The sequence below is a fragment of the Bacillus sp. B1(2022) genome (assembly GCF_040259625.1).
GTDB classification, from domain to species: domain Bacteria; phylum Bacillota; class Bacilli; order Bacillales; family Bacillaceae; genus Bacillus; species Bacillus velezensis.
In genome coordinates this window covers 63,477-80,110 of record NZ_JANIFO010000004.1, presented here as the reverse complement: position 1 = coordinate 80,110, position 16,634 = coordinate 63,477, and the positions used below count along the sequence as shown (strand labels likewise).

Genomic DNA, 16,634 nt, shown 5'->3' with positions numbered 1-16,634 from the left:
CAGCGCGACATGAGAAAGGACTTGTATACCCGGTACACGACTGACTACTTAAAGACAAATGAGCCGTCTCTGAGATTAGTAGAAATAGATTTCAAGGCTCTGACAGCACTGTGTGAAAGGAAGTAGGTGAGTGGTATGGATATGCAAGGTTTAGGGTATGTGGTCCTGCCTCGGCTGCCATTTAAAGATTCACGCGATGAGACAATATACGATTATTTATTCAAACGGGCGGAGTACAGGGCAGATCAAGAACTAAAGCCCGGGCAGACAATCGTTAAGCTTGTGGATTTAGCCAAGCGCTTCAACTGGTCTTCTGATCAGATCAAATACTCATTAGATCGGATGGTAAAGCAAGAGTATTTGAAGTTGGACCGGCTGCCGCAAAAACGCGGTTTCATTGTGACGGTGTTGAATTATGCCGAGTACATACAGCTTGGAAATTACAACAAGAAGATAGACCCGGCTCCAATACCTTTAGGACAGCAGGAGGTTGACGAAAAAATGAAAAACGCATTTGAACTATTCGAAAACAAAACAGCCCGTACCATTGGCACAATGGAGGTTCAGCGGCTCGGGTATATGGTGGATGATTACGGCGAAGAGAAAGTCATGGAGGCAATGAAACAGGCGTTCAGAAGCAAGGGAAACAACGTCAATCTGAATTACATTGAAGCAATCCTCTCAAACCCATTCAGCCAGAGACGAAAGGAGAAACAGCAGTATGGAAGCTCGCAAAACGCAAGATATGGACGCGGCAATGAAGGCCATTCTAACCAAGCTCCGGGATCGGTCAGCAGCATCTTCAGCGGGACTGGCCGCCTCAGAAGAAAAGGCTGAATATGAGTGCCCCGAATGCAAGGATAAGGGCATTATCGTTTACCGGATTCACCAAGATACCGAGCGTCAATTGAGAAAAGAGCATAAGACAATGGAAAGCCTGGCCCCTGATCAAATGGTCAGAGAAGAGGATTATCTTGCGGGGAAAGTATGCTTACCTGATAAGGCCCGGGAATGGAAAACCACATTTTCCAAGCAATGCGAGTGTGTAAAACGGAAAAAGATCGCCCGGCTTATGAAGGCCAGCGGCATCACGGAGGAATTCGAAAAGCTCCTTTTTGGAAACTTCATTAAGGACGGGAAGCCGGACATGATCAAGGACGCTTATGAGTGCGCGGTGGAATACTATAAGGATTTTCAGAGCATCAAGGGAAAACGTTCAAACAGTATCGCTTTGCTCGGGCAGCCGGGCAGCGGTAAAACGCACCTGTTAACGGCAATCATGAACAATCTAATCAAGAAAAAATCAATTTACTGCATGTATTTCCCGTATGTAGAGGGAATGGGCGATCTGCGAAATGACTTTGACCAGCTGGAAACAAAGCTCGACGCCATGCGGAAAGCTGAAGTCCTGTTCATTGATGATTTATTCAAGCCAGTGAAGGGGGAGCCGCGGGCGACGGATTGGCAAGTGGAACAAATTCAATCGGTTGTGAATTATCGGTACTTGAATCATAAGCCTCTGCTAATCTCTTCCGAGCTTGATACGGGCGGAATTTTGGACATAGACGAGGCGCTGGGCTCGCGTATTCATCAAATGTGCAGAGATTACACGGTGATCATTAAGGGCGACCGGATGCAATTAAATCATAGGTTAGGAGATTGGGAATGACGGAAAAAGCGAACTTCACAGCAACCGGCGGCATGTATCTGTTCGGGCCCGCCGAGCAAACGGCCGGCCAGGACCTTACTCCGGCGATCCGGGTGCTTGAGGAAAAAATAAAACAAATGGAGCTGATGCACAGTGCTTAAAGCGGTTATCCTGCTGCCGGCCATCATCTTCACAGCGCCGTACAAGGAAAAGCAGATTCAGCACTGGGAACAAATTGACGGGAGGTAATGACGGTTGGATTCCATTCAGTTTATAGTTTACGGCGAGCCTGTTGCACAGGGGAGGCCGAGGGGATCTGTTATAAATGGCAAGGTTAAAATGCGTGATCCTTTGAAATCAAAGAATTTTAAACAATATGTTGCGCTGGTGGCGTCACAGTATCGGCCAAAACAAGTTATTACAGGACCTGTGGCAATGGATGTCAGAGTATTCAGATCAATGCCGAAAGCTGTATCCGGATCCAAGAGGAAAAAGGAGAACGCTGAGAAAGGGCTGTTACGCCCTGTAACAAAGCCGGACGTCGATAACTATGTAAAAGGTGTCAAAGACGCTTTAAATCATCTGATATACAAGGATGATAGTCAGGTAGTCGATTTGAAGGTCAGTAAGTTTTACAGTGAAGAGCCACGGGTGGAAGTCATTATAACTGAGATTGTGTCATGACAGGTAGCTTTTGTAGGAATCCTAAATCAAATAATCAGGAGGTCAACAACATGCAAGAAAACAACAACAATCCTTACGTATCAGGACCGGTAAAGAAATGGAAGATGACGCCGGAAGAACTGGCAGCATATGTCGAAAAACATCCGATCATCTACCGCGAGGAATTAAAGCCGTCTGCCAGCGTAACGATGCGGCTGCCGTCGTAAAACGTAAAAAAGCACCGAAGCCGTGGCCCCGATGCTCTGATTGAACTGGTACTTCTATCATAGCACAGGGGGCGGCCAGAGTGAACAAGCCAACAGAAATAAAAAATCATGAAACAACTATTCAGCAAAGCATCGAGCCGGGGAAAGTCCGCATCATCGTTTTAGATGGCACTGAAGGGACTGCTCATCTAATGGACGCCCCGGAACACGGTAAAACAATCATTCAAACAATAAAAGGCGGCCTGGCTCGTTGTGATTACGAGATCGGCCACAAATTCAAATAGCAGGGGTTTCCCCTGTGGGGGAGGAACGGGCATGGATAAATTACAGGAAATTATAAGCGACTTGTCATTGTGGCATTTAGCTTCAAAAGAGGAATTGAAGCCACTCGATATAAATGCAGGATCTTGCTATATCATCGAGCAGAGTTATGTCAAAGACATAATGATCGGCTACATGAGAAAACAGCAGGCAATCATTGAGGAACACCAGCGCCAGCAGGATGTCACGGTCATTCAGTTTCGGCAGGCTCAAGAAGAGATTAAGCGGCTTAAATACGAGAATGACAATTTCAGAAGGTTGCTTGCTACATTCACCGATGAAGAGGACGACCCTTTCGGAGTGGTAAGGAAGGCCTTAAACGGTCAGTTTCCTGCTGCATGGGAGGGTGATGCGGAATGAGAAAACCACTTCAAAAAGGTGAATTAGTTGTCATGCACACATGCTATGAAGCGAGCAAATACGACGGAAGAATTTGGTCCTGTACTAGCGATGAATTTACTTCTCACAGCGGCGCAAAGGTTGTTTTCTTAGATGGTTTTTCGGGATTCTTTGCGGCTGAATTTCTGCAAAGAGTGAACTTACCACAAGCGCGGGAGGTGGGGGCATAATGATGCCATTACAAGTAGAACTTCAACGGAACGTGAAGGCCACGAAGGACGAAGCAATGACCGTCGAGCAGGCGGCCGAGCTTTTAAAGGTTCACCCAGACTACATCCCGACGCTGGTCGCTCGGTCTGACGATCTAAAAATGATCGGCAATACCATTATCGCTAAACGGGATAAAACAAATATCTGGCTGGTTGGGGGATGCGTGGGACTCTTCTTCCTGGCTGTCTCTGTCCTGCCGGGAATGTTGGGGATGACGGGATGAAAAGCATTGAGTTATTTGCGGGCATTGGGGGAATCGCTCTAGCAGCTGAATGGGCCGGCATTGAGACGGTAGCATTCTGCGAGCGTGACCCTTATTGCCAGAAGGTTTTAAATAAAAATTTCCCAGGTGTCCCCATCTTCGATGATATTCACGCTTTGAACAGACAACTTTTAGAGGAAAAAGGAGTGATCGAGCCAGGTGGAACAATTGACATTCTTTCCGGAGGATATCCCTGCCAGGGTGAAAGTGTTATCGGTAAGAGAAAAGGAAAGCGGGACGATAGATGGCTATGGCCTGAAATGTTCCGGCTCACAAAAGAACTGCACCCAGATTGGGTTGTTGGAGAAAATGTTGCTGGACACATCACAATGGGCTTGGACACAGTCCTATCCGACTTGGAAAGTGAAGATTACCAAACAAGGGTATTCGTATTACCGGCTGTCAGTGTTGGCGCACCGCATCAAAGATACAGGACATTTGTTGTTGCCAACTCCGGCCGCAAGTCAGAATCACAAGCCTATCAGAGCTTTAGCACCTTCGGAAGCGGACGGAACACACGGGGTAATCTTGCCCGGGGGATTGGGCCATCTGTTTCCCAATCTTACTGGAAAATACATCAATCCCCAGTTGTTGGAGTGGATGATGGGTTTCCCAATCGGGTGGACCGAAGTATAGCATTGGGAAACGCGGTAGTACCTCAGCAGATTTTTCCTATTTTTTATGGTATAAATTATATATCCAAAAAATAGAGAAGTTGGGTGAACTTCATGAAAAATCCAAAATGGAATAGAGATGAACTTATATTGGCTCTTGATCTTTATTTCAAATTGCCGGCATCGAAGATTTCCTCATCAAATGACGAAATTATAAAACTTAGTAAGATATTAAACCAGTTATCGTCAAGTGATAAACAAAAAGAGGAAACTTTCCGTAATCCTAACGGTGTAAGTATGAAACTCAATAATTTTAAAAGACTAGACCCTGACGCACCAGGCTCAGGGCTAGTTAGGGGTGGGAAATTAGAAAAAGTCATATGGGAAGAGTTCTCTGCAAATAGATCTATGCTGGAGTTAGTTGCATCTAAAATTAGACAGGCTGTAAAAGTCGGAGCTTTCGCGGCTGTAGCAGAGGCAAGTGAAGAAGATGAATTATTTTCTGAAGGAAAAGTGCTTTTTAGATTACATAGGTATAGGGAGAGAAATTGTAAAGTTGTCAAAGCATTAAAAAAGAAAGCAATGGAAAATAATGAGCTAAGGTGTTCTGTTTGTAGCTTTGATTTTTATCAGACATATGGAGAATTAGGTAGGGGATTCATCGAATGCCATCATACTGTTCCAATTTCAGATTATCAGTTTGAAGGTAGCAAAACCAATATGTCAGACCTAATACTAGTATGTTCAAATTGTCATAGAATGTTGCATAGAAAAAGACCATGGCCGACAATTAAAGAATTGAGACAAATATTAAGTTAATTTAAGCGGAAATCTAAAGTCCATATTAGATATACAAGTTTTTAGGGGTGGGAAAATGCTCTACTATTTCACAGCAAGCGATAAAGAAGCACAAAAACATTTTTTTGATACTATTAAAAATTCATATCATATCAAACCCTTATTAAAATATATGAATGAGGAAGTTGTTGATAAATTAAAAAGGAACAGTTCTGATGAGTATGTTCATATGTGGGGAGCAACTCCCGGAAAAAGCAATATTAGTCGTTGGAATAAATTAAAAGAGGGAGACGAAATTCTTGCCTATTCTAAAGGAGTTTTCTATTATTCCGGGACAATTTTTGCAAAGACAAGAAATTCTCTATTAGCACAAGAGGTATGGGGAACTAATAAATTAGGCCAGGCCTATGAGTATGTCTATTTTATAAAAAATTTGAAACCAGTGAATATTGATACAAAAAGATTTGCTCGTTTTTTCGGCTATAAAGCAAATTTTACTCCTCAAGGTTTTAATAATATCAAAAAAGATCTATTAGACACCAAAATGAAAAGATACAATGATTTAAGGGAGCTTATTTATGACCTTAATCATAACTTTTTTCTTTCTGAAGACGATGAGATTATTGATAGTTACCAGGAAGCTATAGACTCAGATTATTCTAAGATTGTTCTCCATCCAGATGAAGGGCCAGAACCAAGAAAAGAGCCAAAAAAAATGAATGGTAAGAATATTTGGCCGAGAAACCCAAAGAAAGCCAAAGAAGCAATCAAAAAAGCTAAATTCAAATGTGAGATTGATAATTCGCACGAAACATTTTTTTCTGAGTCAAGTAAAAATCCATTTATGGAAGCCCATCATCTAATTCCGATGCATATGCAACATGAATTTGAAGTTAATTTGGATAAAGTAAATAATATTGTATCATTATGTCCTAATTGTCACAGGAAAATCCATTATTCAAATTCTCAAGATAAAAAAATATTATTAGAAAAATTATTCAATCAAAGAAAGAAAGACTTACTACTAATAGGTATTGATATTGGATTAGAATATCTTTTAAACTCCTATGCTATTTTTTCTGAAGAATAGAGGGAAATAAACTTTTAAAAGGATTTGAGATAAATAGATACAGTCCAAGACGGAAAGCCTGCGGACACTGATCATTGCACAGAATCACTGTGCTCTGATTGGTGTCCGTTTTTTATTTGAGCGGAGGGATGACATGAAGCAGAAAAAGAAAAAGCCCAATAAAAACGCGCAGGAGCGATCTGAACGCTTTTGGCGGCAAATGATGGGGCAAGACATGCAAAGGCTTAAAAGAGGCAAAGGCGGCGCATTTAAACGCAAATAAGGGGAGGAATCAGAATGCAGGATTTAATCATTGAATACAAACGAGCTTTAAGAGAAACAAGAAAAATGTACCGGCACAACAAAGATACGGCTGAAGTCAATCTGACGGCTGAACAGCTCAACGACAAAAAGATAATCAGTAGCATGATCAGTGACATTGAATTCACTCTTGAATGGCTACAGAACGGAAGACAGCCCGGCGCCCGCCGAGGTGCTGACAGAAGAGATGCATATCAAAGGACGATTCTTGCAGATCCGCGCTTAATTGATGCGCTCCCGGAAGAATACGCAATGGTTCAAGAAGCTGAGGGAGAGGTAAGTGATTGGGATAAGGAAAGAATCGCTGATGCCCTAACCGTGCTTACCGAAAGAGAAAAAGACATTTTCATGATGCATACTGTGCAAAACATGTCATTCGAAGAGATAGCGCAGTTATTGGGGATTAAAAAAGGAACCGTGCAGAAGAACATTGAACGTTCCCGCCTGAAAATGAAAAATAGAGCAGATCACAGCCTATTTTGTTTAGCATGAATAGGTTGTTTATTTAATTGAAATATAAGAAAAGTTTGCAAAAATTCTTTAAATACTGCTATTTTTATAGGTATAATGGTATTGTTTATTGTTGCAATACAGGGAATTCAAAGAGGATGATGTTAATGTACAATCTTAAAGAACGCGATGCAATTAAACGGTTCTTAAATGAAGAAACCGTTAATACAAGCGAAGCAATTGAAATATTGGGCTTCACTCGTCAATACCTAAACCAGTTAGTTAAAAGCGGGGAATTAGAGCCGATGAAGGAAATGCCTCGTGACAGGCTTTTTCTGAAAGAGGATATTTTGGATTTTCAAAAACATAGAAGGAAATGAGCGGATATGAAAAAATTAATCGACGGTTCAACGGTCTTATTCTTTATTCTGTTTGTTATATTGTTTACTAACTTTAATTATGGTCATCTTAGCGCTATCGACATCATTACTATGATTTTGGCATTGATCTGGTTGGTATTGACTGTAATTAATATAACCCTAAAATGGAGAAACCTTCGAAATGGCTAAGTTTATTTTTGGAAGTATAGACGAGCTGAGAGATTTTATGGATAAAGAAGTCATAACGACATCTGAAGCCATTGAGATAATCGGATGCAGCCGGCAGAACCTCAAGCAGCTGGTGGATTATAAAACATTGGTTCCGATTAAAACTACGAACAGAGATCGCCTATTCTTGAGAAAAGATATTGAAAGCTATAAAAAGAAACGTTGATTGCGCCCTGTCAAAAGGGTGTTTTTTCGTCTTACGGTTGCCACCTATTTATGAAGGGCGCTTTCGTTCGACAAATTCTGCAAATTGTAGACAAATTCCTGTCTATTTGGATAATTATCTGGATAGGAGGGAGAAATTTGTCATATTTCATAATACTCATAGTCGTAGCAATAATTGGTGCATTAGTAACAGCAGCAGTCGGTATTATATCTTCAAAAGTGGAGACGATCTCTCTAAAAACTCCGAGAGACCCAAAAGAGGAAGAACAAAAAAGCTTCTATACAATGAAATAAATTAGAGAAAGAGCATCCTGCGGGAGGGCTTTTTAATACAGAGGAGTTGGAAAAACTGAACCAAACTAATTTACTTTTAAGATTCGCCCTTGAAATTGCTGCATTAATCTGCATAGGGGTGTTTGCTTGGAGTCATTTCAATGGTTTTTTAAGATATGTTTTAACTTTAGTATTGCCGATAGTAGCAATGCTAATTTGGACTGTATTTGCAGTACCTAACGATCCAAGCCGGAGTGGTCAAACTGTAATAGCCGTAAATGGAGTTATAAGGTTGATTATTGAATTACTGATCTTCGCAATAGCTGTTGCGGCGATTTACTTTAGTGATTTAAAAACAGTTAGTATTATCTTTTTTTGTTTAATAATACTACACTACATAGCTTCAGTTGAACGCATAAAATGGCTTCTAAATCAATAAAGCATCATTATAGATTCAGCATCCTTTATAGGGTGCTTTTTTATGTTCTCTGTAAACCGATTCCGGTAAATCTCAGAAAAACTATTGGCGGTTAACGGTCTGAGTGCGGCGTCGGTTTAGAGGGAATATCTTTTCCAAAACAAACACGAATCAGAAGGGGGCGGCGGTGAATGTAGATGGCTGAAAAGCACATTCAGGCGTATAAGGATTACGTCAAAGGCATGAAATACAAGGACCTTGCCGAGAAGTACGGGGTGTCGGTGAACACCATTAAATCGTGGAAGCAGCGGCATGGTTGGGAAAGGAAAAAGGGTGCACCCATTGAAAAAAGTGTGCACACAAAAATAGGCGGGCAACCCGGCAACAAAAACGCATTAGGAAATAGCGGCGGGGCGGCTCCGGCAAGAAATCAAAACGCTGTATCACATGGGTTCTTTTCAAAGTATCTGCCGGAAGAAACGCTTGAAATCATGGAAGAGATTCAGGAACGTTCCCCTACTGATATGATATGGGATCAGATTCAAATACAATATGCAGCCATTCTACGGGCGCAACGCATTATGTTTGTGCAGGATAAAGATGATACGGCAAAAGAGCTGAAAAAGGCAAAATACGTTTATCATCAAGATGAGGACGAAGATGGCAATCTAACATATGAAAAAAACATTATAGAAGAAGAACTTGAAATACAGTTCGCTTGGGACCGTCATGCGACTCTCTTAAACGCTCAATCTCGGGCAATGGGTGAGCTCCGGAGTCTGATCAAGCAGTTCGACCAGCTGGCGCATGAGCAAGATGAGCGGCGCCTTAAATTGGAGCAAATGCGCTTGAACATCGAGAAGACGAAGAAGGCTGTTAACGGCGGCGACGGAAACACCCAAGAAAATGATATTGCCGCAATGTTGAGGAAAATGGTGAATGCCGATGGAACTGAATAAAAAGCAAAAGGAAGTTTGGGACAGCTTTATTAAAGAACAACCCAAAATTCTGATTTGTAGCGGTGCAAAGAGGGCAGGGAAAACATTCGTGCTCCTTTTGACGTTCCTTGCTCACGTCAGTAAGTATCAGAATATGGGTTTATCCTTCATCATCGGCGGGGCTACTCAGGCAGCCATAAAACGAAATGTCTTGAACGATATGGAATTGATTCTGGGTAAAGAATTGAGGCTCGACAAGTCGAATGCCGTTGAGATATTCGGCAACCGTGTATATTGCTTTGACGGGGCCACTGCTGATTCATGGAAAAAAGCGCGGGGGTTCACGTCAGCCGGCGCATTCCTTAATGAAGCGACTGCCCTGCATGACTCATTTGTAAAAGAAGTCATTTCCCGGTGCTCCTACAAAGGCGCTGTGGTCATGATGGATACAAACCCTGAGAACCCGATGCACACCGTCAAAACGGATTATATCGACAAAGACGGGCAAATGTTGAAAAGCGGCAGGCTGAACATCCGGTCATTTCATTTCTCGCTGTTCGATAACAATTTTCTCGATCCGGAATATGTGGAGAGCATCGTGGCATCGACGCCGAGCGGCATGTTTACAGATCGGGACATACACGGTTATTGGGTGGCGCCTGAAGGAGTCATTTACAAGGATTTCAATAAGGACATTCACTATATCAGCCTTGAGGAATTGGAAAACAGGCGCGTCAATTTCAAGAAGTATTTTGCGGGCGTTGACTGGGGATATGAGCACCCGGGTTCTATTGTTGTAATCGGACAAGATGACCAAGGGTATTTTTATTTGCTTGAAGAACATGCCAAGCGACATGAGGAAATTGATTACTGGGTGAAGGTAGCGAAAGGCGTAAAAGAGCGGTACGGAAACATTAATTTCTACTGCGATTCTGCGCGGCCAGAGCATGTGCAGCGCTTCAGGCGGGAGAAGTTGCGCGCCCTGAACGCTGATAAGGCGATCGTATCCGGTATTGAAGAAGTGGCGCGGCTGCTTAAGCGAAACGAATTATTCATCGTAAAAGACAAGGTTGAGCTCTTCAAAAAAGAAATTTTCATGTATGTATGGAATCCAAAGACCGGCGATCCTGTGAAGGAATGGGACGATGTGCTGGATGCTCTCCGGTACGCTCTATATTCGCATAATAAACCGAAAAGGCGGAAAGGGGTGAGCTGATGAATCAGTTTATAGAAATTATTGAGCAGTCCGGCATAACACCTGATTTGATTGACAAGATCATTCAGGAGCATAAGCCGGATCATGACAGAATGAAAAAGCTTTATGATCGGTACCAGGCTGAGGTTCAGGGCGTTCCGATCTTATCCAGAGAAGCCATTGAATACGAGGATTTTGAAACAGGGAAATTAAAACGTATTGATCACAAAGTAAACAATAGGCTAAACAACTCGTTTGATTCTGAAGTCATTGATACAAAGGTGGGCTATCTGTTTGGTCATCCTATTGCGTATGAGTTTGATGAGAGCGGTGAAGCAAGTAATGCAAAACTTGTGAAACAGCTGATTGAAGGTTTCAATACGGAAAACAACATTGCTGATGAAGACAGCGAGTGGGGGAAAATGGCCTCTATTTGCGGTTACGGCGCCCGCCTCGCTTACGTTGACCGTTCTGGAAACGAACGTATAAAAAATATTGATCCATGGGAATGCGCCTTTATTACTGATGGAAGCATCCATGAACCTACTTACGCTTTGCGATACTACACGGTGTACGGCGGCAAGATTAAAGCAGAATTCTATGATCAGAAATATGTTTATTATTTCAGTACGAAAGACAGCTCGGCCTTCACTCTTGATAAAAAAACTTTGCATCTTTTTGACGGCTGCCCCTTATTCGGTTTAGCGAATAACAAGGAACTAAAGGGAGATGCCGAAAAGGTTCTTTCGTTAATTGATGCGTATGACCGCACGTTGTCCGATGCATCGAATGAGATTGAGCAATATCGACTGGCTTATCTGATTTTAAAAGGGCTTGGCGCGGATGAAGAGACGCTTGATCAGCTCAAAAAGACCGGAATCCTTGAATTGTATGACGAAAAAGACGACGTAAGCTATCTGACAAAGGATATAAACGATGCCATTATAGAAAACCATCTTGATAGGTTGGAAGAGAATATTCTCCGTTTTGCGAAATCGGTCAATTTCTCCGATGAATCTTTTGGCGGGAATGTTTCAGGGGTTGCGATGAAATATAAATTGATGTCGCTTGAAAACAAATGCATCACAATGGAACGGAAGATGACGGCTGCTCTGCGTTATCAATACAAACTGATCTTTTCCGCATGGGGCACTAAAAGAAAAGCAGCAGCGGAAGATTATAAAAAAGTTTGGTTTGGCTTTAAGCGAAACCTTCCGGCGAATGTACTGGAAGAAGCAAACACGACGGGACAGCTTAAAGGAATGGTAAGCGAAGAAACCCGTCTGTCTCTGCTGTCGTTTGTTGATGATGTCCAGTATGAGCTGAAGAAGATGGAAGAGGAAGAAGAGGAATACAGGCTCAACATGCCGCCGTTAACGGATGTGGAAACAGACGCGGGCGGTGATGAAGATGAACCAGAATGATATTGATAAGTACCTGGACGACATGATCACTGAGGATGCTCAGAAGATTGATGTCGTTTTTGCGTCTCGCTTAAAGGAGATCAATGCACAAATTGCCCGGCTGTATGCGAAGTACAGCAAGGACGGCCAGCTTACTTTTGCCGATGCCAACAAATACAATCGTCTGAACAAGGAAATGGAGAGGATGGCCGAGGAATCTCACAAGGCTTTCAAAACCATTCTGACTATTGTTGAGGCATTAGCAACCAAGCAGTTTTTAGAGAATTATATGCGTTCTGCTTATCTATTTGAAATGGAATCCGTGGTTAACTTGGGTTTTAGCATCCCGACAGCCGAAGTCATTCGGCAGGCCATTTTAAACCCTATAGCTGAATTGACTTTGTCAGCGATATACAGGCGGCATCGAGACGATTATGTCCGGCAGATTCAAATTTCCGTCGCGCAGGGCCTACAAGCGGGGGAGGATTATTCAAAGATCGCCCGCCGCATTGAAAGAACAACCGAATTTGCCCGCAGGAAAGCCCGTGACGTGGCGAGAACAGAAGCTCATAGGGTACAAGTCTCGGCAAGAATGGAAAGTGCTGAGAAGGCCTCAAAACGGAGCAATCTTAAAAAGATGTGGAATGCTACTCTTGATCTTAAAACACGAGCCGGGCACAGGAAACTGGACGGGAAGACAATAGAACGCAAGGGGCTGTTCAAATCAATTTACGGCGGAGTCGGGCCGGCTCCGGGGCACATGAATAATGCCAAAGATGATATTAACTGCCGTTGTACAATTGCTTTCAAAGTAAACGGCGTCCTGCCGGATACGAGAAGGGCGAGGGAAGGCGGCAGCGGGGCAGGCCAAACAATCCCATACCAAACCTATGAAGAGTGGTACAAATCCATTGAGGAAAAGGGAAGACGTTAAACAGCGGCTTTTTATTTTGTCCTGAGCATGACGTTAAAAGGCTTATTTTTCATGCACTCATAACAGGCGCGCACTGTAGAGGGCAAAGGAGGAAGAAGCGTAATGCCAACATTAGAAGATGTGAAAAAATTTCTTGAAGAAAATAAAGAGAACGAAGAAGTACAGTCGTATCTGAATGAACTTTCTGCCGTGTCTGCTGACAAGGTGAATGGGTTTTTAGATACAGAAGAAGGAAAACGTCTCATTCAGCCTCGGTTGGATTCCCATTTTACGAAAGGCCTTGATACGTGGAAGGCGAACAACCTCGATGCTCTGGTTGATGCAAAGGTAAAAGAGCTTTATCCAGAAGAAACAGAAGAGCAGAAGCGGATCAGGAAGCTCGAAAAGGAGCTGAAAGATCAAAAGACAGCAGCACAACGTGAAAAGCTTTTAAACAAAGCTGTTTCTTATGCTTCCGAAAAGCAACTGCCGGCAGATTTAGAAGTAGTGGGATTCTTTGTCGGTGAGGATGAAGAATCAACGATGAAGAACCTCGGAGCATTCGAAGAGAAGTACAACGCTGCACTTCAAAAGGCTATTGAATCCAAGTTTCAAGAGAATGGCCGTGATGTCCAGTCCGGCAGCAACGAACCGACAAATCAAGATTTAGACATCAGCTCACTTGCAGCTGAAGCAAGTATTAGAAAATAAGGAGGGCTATCTTTAATGCCAACATTTAATCCAAACAATGCATTAATGCAAGACTCAGTAAATGGGAAGGTTCCAACTGAACAAGGAACGCTGGTTTTAAAAGAGTTTATGACCCAATCTGCTGTCACGAAACTCGCAAAATATGAAGAAATGACTAAGCCGGAGAAAGAATTCACGTACTTGGCTTCTGGGCCAGGGGCATACTGGGTTGGAGAGGGCGATAGAATTCAAACGTCTAAGGCCCAATGGTTAACAGCAAAAATGACTTCAAAGAAATTGGGTGTCATCATCCCTGTTTCTAAAGAATTCTTGCGCTACTCTGTAACAGATTTCTTCACGCAAATGCGCCCGGCTATCGCTGAAGCCTTTGCGATCAAATTTGATCAGGCTGCGTTATTCGGTGTAGATTCACCATTTGGAAAAGGCGTATCTGTATTTGAAAAAATCAAGGAATCTGGTAACGCTATTGCGTTAAACTCACTTGGCAATCTATATGATGAGTTAAGCGGGGTCATGGCTTTGGTCGAAGACGCTGACAAAGATGTAAACGGCTTTACAACAACACGCCGATTCCGTCAGAAACTTCGTGGTACTAAGGACGGTAACGGGCTTCCGATCTTCAACGATGCGACAGGCGGCGCCACACAGCAGGCCCTTGGCCTTCCGATTGGATATGTGGATTCTAAGTCATGGGATTACGAAAAAGCGGCATTACTTGCGGCTGACTGGAATTACACACGTTACGGAATCCCTCAAGGAATGGAATACAAAATCTCAGAGGATGCAACATTGACAACGATTGTCGATGCAGACGGAAACCCGATCAACTTGTATGAGAGAGATATGGTTGCTCTCCGTGTAACTCAGCAAGTCGGATTCATGACATTGACCGATGATGCTTTTGCTGCTATTACACCAGCAACGGATGCGTAAGCTTATGGGGTACACATCTAAAAACTATAACACTAATAACGGCGACAAATTGGTGATCGGCGGCGAGCTTGAAATAAAAGAGGGCGCGAAGGTGACTGGGTTATCGGGTTCTGCGCCTGCTCCTAAAACAATCACTTCGGAAATGATCGGCGACGGAGAAGTGAAAAACATCAATATCGGTGATGGATCTGTCCAAAATCGTAACATCGGCACCGGTAGTGTACAAAATGCCAACATCGGTGCCAAGGCAGTTACTTTAGCCAAACTCGGTGACGATGTGACAGCCAAACTATCTGATTTAGAGAATCGGATAAAAGCACTGGAAGGAGGCGGCGCGTGATATGAAAGCATCTAACGGTTCCAAAACCATTGAATGCACTGAAAAGGCTTTTGAGGTGGTTTATTCTCACATTGGTTTTAAGAGAGTGGAAGAGGCCAAACAATCTAAAGAGCCGAACGAACTGCCGGGTACAAACCTTCTTGATATGACTGAAGAGCAATTGAAAAAGGTGAATAAGGATGAAATCCTTGCCTTTCTGAAGGAGAACGAATATGAATTTGATCCCAAAGCGCCTAAAGAGGAACTGATCAAAATTGTTCTCGGTGAAGTGTAGGTGATTCTATGGATGTTCAAACCGTAAAAAATATGCTTGGCATAAAAACAGACAGCCACGATACCTATCTGGCCGAGGCCCTACCTCTGTTCATAGATCAAGCGAAAGACTGGTGCAACAACTCATTCACGGTCAATGGAGATGAAAAATTACCAGCAGGGGTAAAGCTGTATGTCGCGAAAGCGATCGAGCATAACATGACTCCGTCCAATCTTTCCGGCCGAAGTATGGGAGATGTCTCATATTCCTATGAAACAGATCTGCCAAGCAGCATTTCGAAGCTTCTTGCTCCATACAGAAAGCTGAGAGTCATATGATCTATGAAGAATTCCCGCATGTTGTCACGTTTCAGCGGGTGGAAAAGGTGCCGGACGGCGGCGGGGGATATGTTGAAAAATTCACTGATTATCTCACAACAGAGGCTTTTGTCGGCGGGATTACGTCCCGGGAATATTATCAGGCTCAGCAACTTCAGAACCCGGTTGATTGCAATGTGTATTTTCCGTATCGCAATGATATTGAGAAGACAATGCGGATCATCTACGAAAACAAGGTGCTGACTCTCAAATCAGATCCGATCGACCAGGGCGGCATGCATGAGATTATGAATTTGAAATGTCAGGTAACGGGGGTGCTGAAGGGCAATGGCTGAGGTCAGTGGTAGATGGGTCAGGCAGATGCAAAGAGCTACAAGTGAGTTTAGAAACCGGGTCATAGACGATATTAAGCAACTGGTCACAGACACGGCCGAGCTGATTTACAGCCATGCTGTTCTGAATGCTCCGACCGCCGCGATAGACGGGGGAAACCTGAAAAATTCAATTGAAATCGACTACCAAGAGGGCGGCTTACGGGCCGTTATTTCTGTTGGTGCCGATTATGCCGTATATGTGGAATACGGAACGGGGATTTACGCAGAGGAAGGCGGCGGCCGGCAAACGCCGTGGGTTTATTATGACACCAAGCTTAATAGATGGGTGGTCACCCGGGGAATGCGGGCGCAGCCGTTCTGGAATCCAGCGGTGGACGAAGGCATGCGGTATTTTGCCAGTCAAATGTGATAGAAAGGAGCTGTCATCATGCGATCTGCCTTGTGGCCGTTGCAGGCTGCTCTATTTAAGAGGTTATCAACAGACGAAGAGCTGAACGGGCGCGTCACAGGCGTCTTTGATGCAGTCCCGAAAGATCAGGAAAAGCCTTATGTGACAATGGGGGATGATGATGTTTCCCCATTTAAAACCAAGACGTCCAGCGGCGAAGAAATCAACGTGGTTTTACATTGCTGGTCAGGTTACAACGGAAAAAAAGAAGCGATGGAGATTCTGAGCCTCATGCTTCAAGCGTTAACAAGCAGGCCCCTAACAATAGAGGGCTTTTCTTTATGCCGTTCTGAGATGCGCAGCATGCAGGTGATCACCGATATTGACGGGTACACGCGTCACGGCATTCTCAGAATGCGCTTCACAATAAACAATTGAGAG

The 16,634-nt window shown here is 43.4% G+C and carries 29 protein-coding genes; all 29 read left to right on the top strand.

The features are described from left to right. Positions 1-135: 135 nt before the first annotated feature. The 29 genes from NQS30_RS08850 (at position 136) to NQS30_RS08710 (ending at position 16,631) form a co-directional block, all read left to right on the top strand. Positions 136-837, top strand: coding sequence for a DnaD domain protein (locus NQS30_RS08850; RefSeq protein WP_015239600.1), 702 nt, complete (start codon positions 136-138; stop codon positions 835-837). After that, positions 722-1,669 (top strand): ATP-binding protein, encoded by a 948-nt coding sequence (locus tag NQS30_RS08845; protein ID WP_218791575.1) that lies wholly within the window; start codon positions 722-724, stop codon positions 1,667-1,669. The genes NQS30_RS08850 and NQS30_RS08845 overlap by 116 nt, the downstream gene beginning before the upstream one ends. After that, a complete protein-coding gene (locus tag NQS30_RS08840; RefSeq protein WP_013351200.1) occupies positions 1,666-1,809 on the top strand; it encodes a hypothetical protein in 144 nt (47 codons plus the stop codon). The genes NQS30_RS08845 and NQS30_RS08840 overlap by 4 nt, the downstream gene beginning before the upstream one ends. A gap of 94 nt (positions 1,810-1,903) precedes the next feature. Further along, entirely contained in the window at positions 1,904-2,332 is a 429-nt protein-coding gene (locus NQS30_RS08835; RefSeq protein WP_218791576.1) for a RusA family crossover junction endodeoxyribonuclease, read from the top strand. Positions 2,333-2,382: 50 nt separating this feature from the next. Beyond that, positions 2,383-2,538, top strand: coding sequence for a hypothetical protein (locus NQS30_RS08830; RefSeq protein ID WP_218791577.1), 156 nt, complete (start codon positions 2,383-2,385; stop codon positions 2,536-2,538). Positions 2,539-2,618: 80 nt separating this feature from the next. After that, on the top strand, positions 2,619-2,822 hold the full coding sequence (locus tag NQS30_RS08825) for an XtrA/YqaO family protein (RefSeq protein ID WP_003155894.1): 204 nt from the start codon (positions 2,619-2,621) through the stop codon (positions 2,820-2,822). Between the two features lie 31 nt (positions 2,823-2,853). Further along, complete coding sequence (locus tag NQS30_RS08820) at positions 2,854-3,219, top strand: hypothetical protein (protein WP_218791578.1); 366 nt, start codon at positions 2,854-2,856, stop codon at positions 3,217-3,219. Next, complete coding sequence (locus NQS30_RS08815) at positions 3,216-3,428, top strand: hypothetical protein (protein WP_038458317.1); 213 nt, start codon at positions 3,216-3,218, stop codon at positions 3,426-3,428. Before NQS30_RS08820 ends, NQS30_RS08815 begins: the two co-directional genes overlap by 4 nt. Further along, complete coding sequence (locus NQS30_RS08810) at positions 3,428-3,691, top strand: hypothetical protein (protein ID WP_218791579.1); 264 nt, start codon at positions 3,428-3,430, stop codon at positions 3,689-3,691. The genes NQS30_RS08815 and NQS30_RS08810 overlap by 1 nt, the downstream gene beginning before the upstream one ends. Beyond that, positions 3,688-4,440, top strand: a complete 753-nt coding sequence (locus tag NQS30_RS08805; protein WP_218791580.1) for a DNA cytosine methyltransferase — start codon at positions 3,688-3,690, stop codon at positions 4,438-4,440. Before NQS30_RS08810 ends, NQS30_RS08805 begins: the two co-directional genes overlap by 4 nt. A gap of 18 nt (positions 4,441-4,458) precedes the next feature. Then, entirely contained in the window at positions 4,459-5,163 is a 705-nt protein-coding gene (locus NQS30_RS08800; RefSeq protein ID WP_218791581.1) for an HNH endonuclease, read from the top strand. A gap of 55 nt (positions 5,164-5,218) precedes the next feature. Then, complete coding sequence (locus tag NQS30_RS08795; protein ID WP_232603445.1) at positions 5,219-6,232, top strand: HNH endonuclease; 1,014 nt, start codon at positions 5,219-5,221, stop codon at positions 6,230-6,232. Positions 6,233-6,365: 133 nt separating this feature from the next. Further along, positions 6,366-6,494 (top strand): hypothetical protein, encoded by a 129-nt coding sequence (locus NQS30_RS08790; RefSeq protein ID WP_014304492.1) that lies wholly within the window; start codon positions 6,366-6,368, stop codon positions 6,492-6,494. A gap of 14 nt (positions 6,495-6,508) precedes the next feature. Next, positions 6,509-7,024: a sigma-70 family RNA polymerase sigma factor gene (locus tag NQS30_RS08785; protein WP_218791582.1), complete on the top strand. Its 516-nt coding sequence runs from the start codon at positions 6,509-6,511 to the stop codon at positions 7,022-7,024. A 125-nt stretch (positions 7,025-7,149) separates the two neighbouring features. Continuing rightward, positions 7,150-7,362 carry a helix-turn-helix domain-containing protein gene (locus NQS30_RS08780; protein WP_042635075.1) on the top strand — a complete coding sequence of 71 codons (213 nt, stop codon included), beginning with the start codon at positions 7,150-7,152 and terminating at the stop codon, positions 7,360-7,362. Positions 7,363-7,543: 181 nt separating this feature from the next. Further along, positions 7,544-7,756: a DNA-binding protein gene (locus NQS30_RS08775; protein WP_218791583.1), complete on the top strand. Its 213-nt coding sequence runs from the start codon at positions 7,544-7,546 to the stop codon at positions 7,754-7,756. A 339-nt stretch (positions 7,757-8,095) separates the two neighbouring features. After that, the gene (locus NQS30_RS08770; RefSeq protein ID WP_218791584.1) at positions 8,096-8,467 is read left to right on the top strand and encodes a YrdB family protein; all 372 of its coding nucleotides are present in this window, start codon (positions 8,096-8,098) and stop codon (positions 8,465-8,467) included. Between the two features lie 176 nt (positions 8,468-8,643). Continuing rightward, a complete protein-coding gene (terS, locus tag NQS30_RS08765; RefSeq protein ID WP_218791585.1) occupies positions 8,644-9,405 on the top strand; it encodes a phage terminase small subunit in 762 nt (253 codons plus the stop codon). Further along, a complete protein-coding gene (locus NQS30_RS08760) occupies positions 9,392-10,600 on the top strand; it encodes a PBSX family phage terminase large subunit (RefSeq protein WP_218791761.1) in 1,209 nt (402 codons plus the stop codon). The genes terS and NQS30_RS08760 overlap by 14 nt, the downstream gene beginning before the upstream one ends. After that, positions 10,600-12,003, top strand: a complete 1,404-nt coding sequence (locus tag NQS30_RS08755) for a phage portal protein (protein WP_218791586.1) — start codon at positions 10,600-10,602, stop codon at positions 12,001-12,003. Before NQS30_RS08760 ends, NQS30_RS08755 begins: the two co-directional genes overlap by 1 nt. After that, positions 11,990-12,916, top strand: coding sequence for a phage minor head protein (locus NQS30_RS08750; RefSeq protein ID WP_218791587.1), 927 nt, complete (start codon positions 11,990-11,992; stop codon positions 12,914-12,916). Before NQS30_RS08755 ends, NQS30_RS08750 begins: the two co-directional genes overlap by 14 nt. A 102-nt stretch (positions 12,917-13,018) precedes the next feature. After that, positions 13,019-13,606, top strand: coding sequence for a DUF4355 domain-containing protein (locus NQS30_RS08745; protein WP_218791588.1), 588 nt, complete (start codon positions 13,019-13,021; stop codon positions 13,604-13,606). Between the two features lie 15 nt (positions 13,607-13,621). After that, positions 13,622-14,539: a phage major capsid protein gene (locus NQS30_RS08740; RefSeq protein ID WP_218791589.1), complete on the top strand. Its 918-nt coding sequence runs from the start codon at positions 13,622-13,624 to the stop codon at positions 14,537-14,539. A 4-nt stretch (positions 14,540-14,543) separates the two neighbouring features. Further along, entirely contained in the window at positions 14,544-14,879 is a 336-nt protein-coding gene (locus NQS30_RS08735) for a hypothetical protein (protein ID WP_003155858.1), read from the top strand. A 1-nt stretch (position 14,880) separates the two neighbouring features. After that, positions 14,881-15,153, top strand: coding sequence for a hypothetical protein (locus NQS30_RS08730; protein ID WP_218791590.1), 273 nt, complete (start codon positions 14,881-14,883; stop codon positions 15,151-15,153). Between the two features lie 8 nt (positions 15,154-15,161). Beyond that, on the top strand, positions 15,162-15,470 hold the full coding sequence (locus NQS30_RS08725; protein ID WP_218791591.1) for a phage head-tail connector protein: 309 nt from the start codon (positions 15,162-15,164) through the stop codon (positions 15,468-15,470). Then, positions 15,467-15,805 carry a phage head closure protein gene (locus NQS30_RS08720; protein ID WP_007408590.1) on the top strand — a complete coding sequence of 113 codons (339 nt, stop codon included), beginning with the start codon at positions 15,467-15,469 and terminating at the stop codon, positions 15,803-15,805. Before NQS30_RS08725 ends, NQS30_RS08720 begins: the two co-directional genes overlap by 4 nt. Beyond that, positions 15,798-16,214, top strand: coding sequence for an HK97 gp10 family phage protein (locus NQS30_RS08715; RefSeq protein WP_007408589.1), 417 nt, complete (start codon positions 15,798-15,800; stop codon positions 16,212-16,214). The genes NQS30_RS08720 and NQS30_RS08715 overlap by 8 nt, the downstream gene beginning before the upstream one ends. 18 nt (positions 16,215-16,232) lie before the next feature. Further along, a complete protein-coding gene (locus tag NQS30_RS08710; RefSeq protein WP_218791592.1) occupies positions 16,233-16,631 on the top strand; it encodes a DUF3168 domain-containing protein in 399 nt (132 codons plus the stop codon). Positions 16,632-16,634: the final 3 nt, after the last annotated feature.

Coding starts and splice junctions, on each gene's coding strand:
- NQS30_RS08850 (WP_015239600.1), top strand. CDS start 136: ATGGATATGCAAGGTTTAGGGTATGTGGTCCTGCCTCGGCTGCCATTT.
- NQS30_RS08845 (WP_218791575.1), top strand. CDS start 722: ATGGAAGCTCGCAAAACGCAAGATATGGACGCGGCAATGAAGGCCATT.
- NQS30_RS08840 (WP_013351200.1), top strand. CDS start 1,666: ATGACGGAAAAAGCGAACTTCACAGCAACCGGCGGCATGTATCTGTTC.
- NQS30_RS08830 (WP_218791577.1), top strand. CDS start 2,383: ATGCAAGAAAACAACAACAATCCTTACGTATCAGGACCGGTAAAGAAA.
- NQS30_RS08820 (WP_218791578.1), top strand. CDS start 2,854: ATGGATAAATTACAGGAAATTATAAGCGACTTGTCATTGTGGCATTTA.
- NQS30_RS08815 (WP_038458317.1), top strand. CDS start 3,216: ATGAGAAAACCACTTCAAAAAGGTGAATTAGTTGTCATGCACACATGC.
- NQS30_RS08810 (WP_218791579.1), top strand. CDS start 3,428: ATGATGCCATTACAAGTAGAACTTCAACGGAACGTGAAGGCCACGAAG.
- NQS30_RS08805 (WP_218791580.1), top strand. CDS start 3,688: ATGAAAAGCATTGAGTTATTTGCGGGCATTGGGGGAATCGCTCTAGCA.
- NQS30_RS08800 (WP_218791581.1), top strand. CDS start 4,459: ATGAAAAATCCAAAATGGAATAGAGATGAACTTATATTGGCTCTTGAT.
- NQS30_RS08795 (WP_232603445.1), top strand. CDS start 5,219: ATGCTCTACTATTTCACAGCAAGCGATAAAGAAGCACAAAAACATTTT.
- NQS30_RS08790 (WP_014304492.1), top strand. CDS start 6,366: ATGAAGCAGAAAAAGAAAAAGCCCAATAAAAACGCGCAGGAGCGATCT.
- NQS30_RS08785 (WP_218791582.1), top strand. CDS start 6,509: ATGCAGGATTTAATCATTGAATACAAACGAGCTTTAAGAGAAACAAGA.
- NQS30_RS08780 (WP_042635075.1), top strand. CDS start 7,150: ATGTACAATCTTAAAGAACGCGATGCAATTAAACGGTTCTTAAATGAA.
- NQS30_RS08775 (WP_218791583.1), top strand. CDS start 7,544: ATGGCTAAGTTTATTTTTGGAAGTATAGACGAGCTGAGAGATTTTATG.
- terS (WP_218791585.1), top strand. CDS start 8,644: ATGGCTGAAAAGCACATTCAGGCGTATAAGGATTACGTCAAAGGCATG.
- NQS30_RS08760 (WP_218791761.1), top strand. CDS start 9,392: ATGGAACTGAATAAAAAGCAAAAGGAAGTTTGGGACAGCTTTATTAAA.
- NQS30_RS08755 (WP_218791586.1), top strand. CDS start 10,600: ATGAATCAGTTTATAGAAATTATTGAGCAGTCCGGCATAACACCTGAT.
- NQS30_RS08750 (WP_218791587.1), top strand. CDS start 11,990: ATGAACCAGAATGATATTGATAAGTACCTGGACGACATGATCACTGAG.
- NQS30_RS08745 (WP_218791588.1), top strand. CDS start 13,019: ATGCCAACATTAGAAGATGTGAAAAAATTTCTTGAAGAAAATAAAGAG.
- NQS30_RS08740 (WP_218791589.1), top strand. CDS start 13,622: ATGCCAACATTTAATCCAAACAATGCATTAATGCAAGACTCAGTAAAT.
- NQS30_RS08735 (WP_003155858.1), top strand. CDS start 14,544: ATGGGGTACACATCTAAAAACTATAACACTAATAACGGCGACAAATTG.
- NQS30_RS08730 (WP_218791590.1), top strand. CDS start 14,881: ATGAAAGCATCTAACGGTTCCAAAACCATTGAATGCACTGAAAAGGCT.
- NQS30_RS08725 (WP_218791591.1), top strand. CDS start 15,162: ATGGATGTTCAAACCGTAAAAAATATGCTTGGCATAAAAACAGACAGC.
- NQS30_RS08720 (WP_007408590.1), top strand. CDS start 15,467: ATGATCTATGAAGAATTCCCGCATGTTGTCACGTTTCAGCGGGTGGAA.
- NQS30_RS08715 (WP_007408589.1), top strand. CDS start 15,798: ATGGCTGAGGTCAGTGGTAGATGGGTCAGGCAGATGCAAAGAGCTACA.
- NQS30_RS08710 (WP_218791592.1), top strand. CDS start 16,233: ATGCGATCTGCCTTGTGGCCGTTGCAGGCTGCTCTATTTAAGAGGTTA.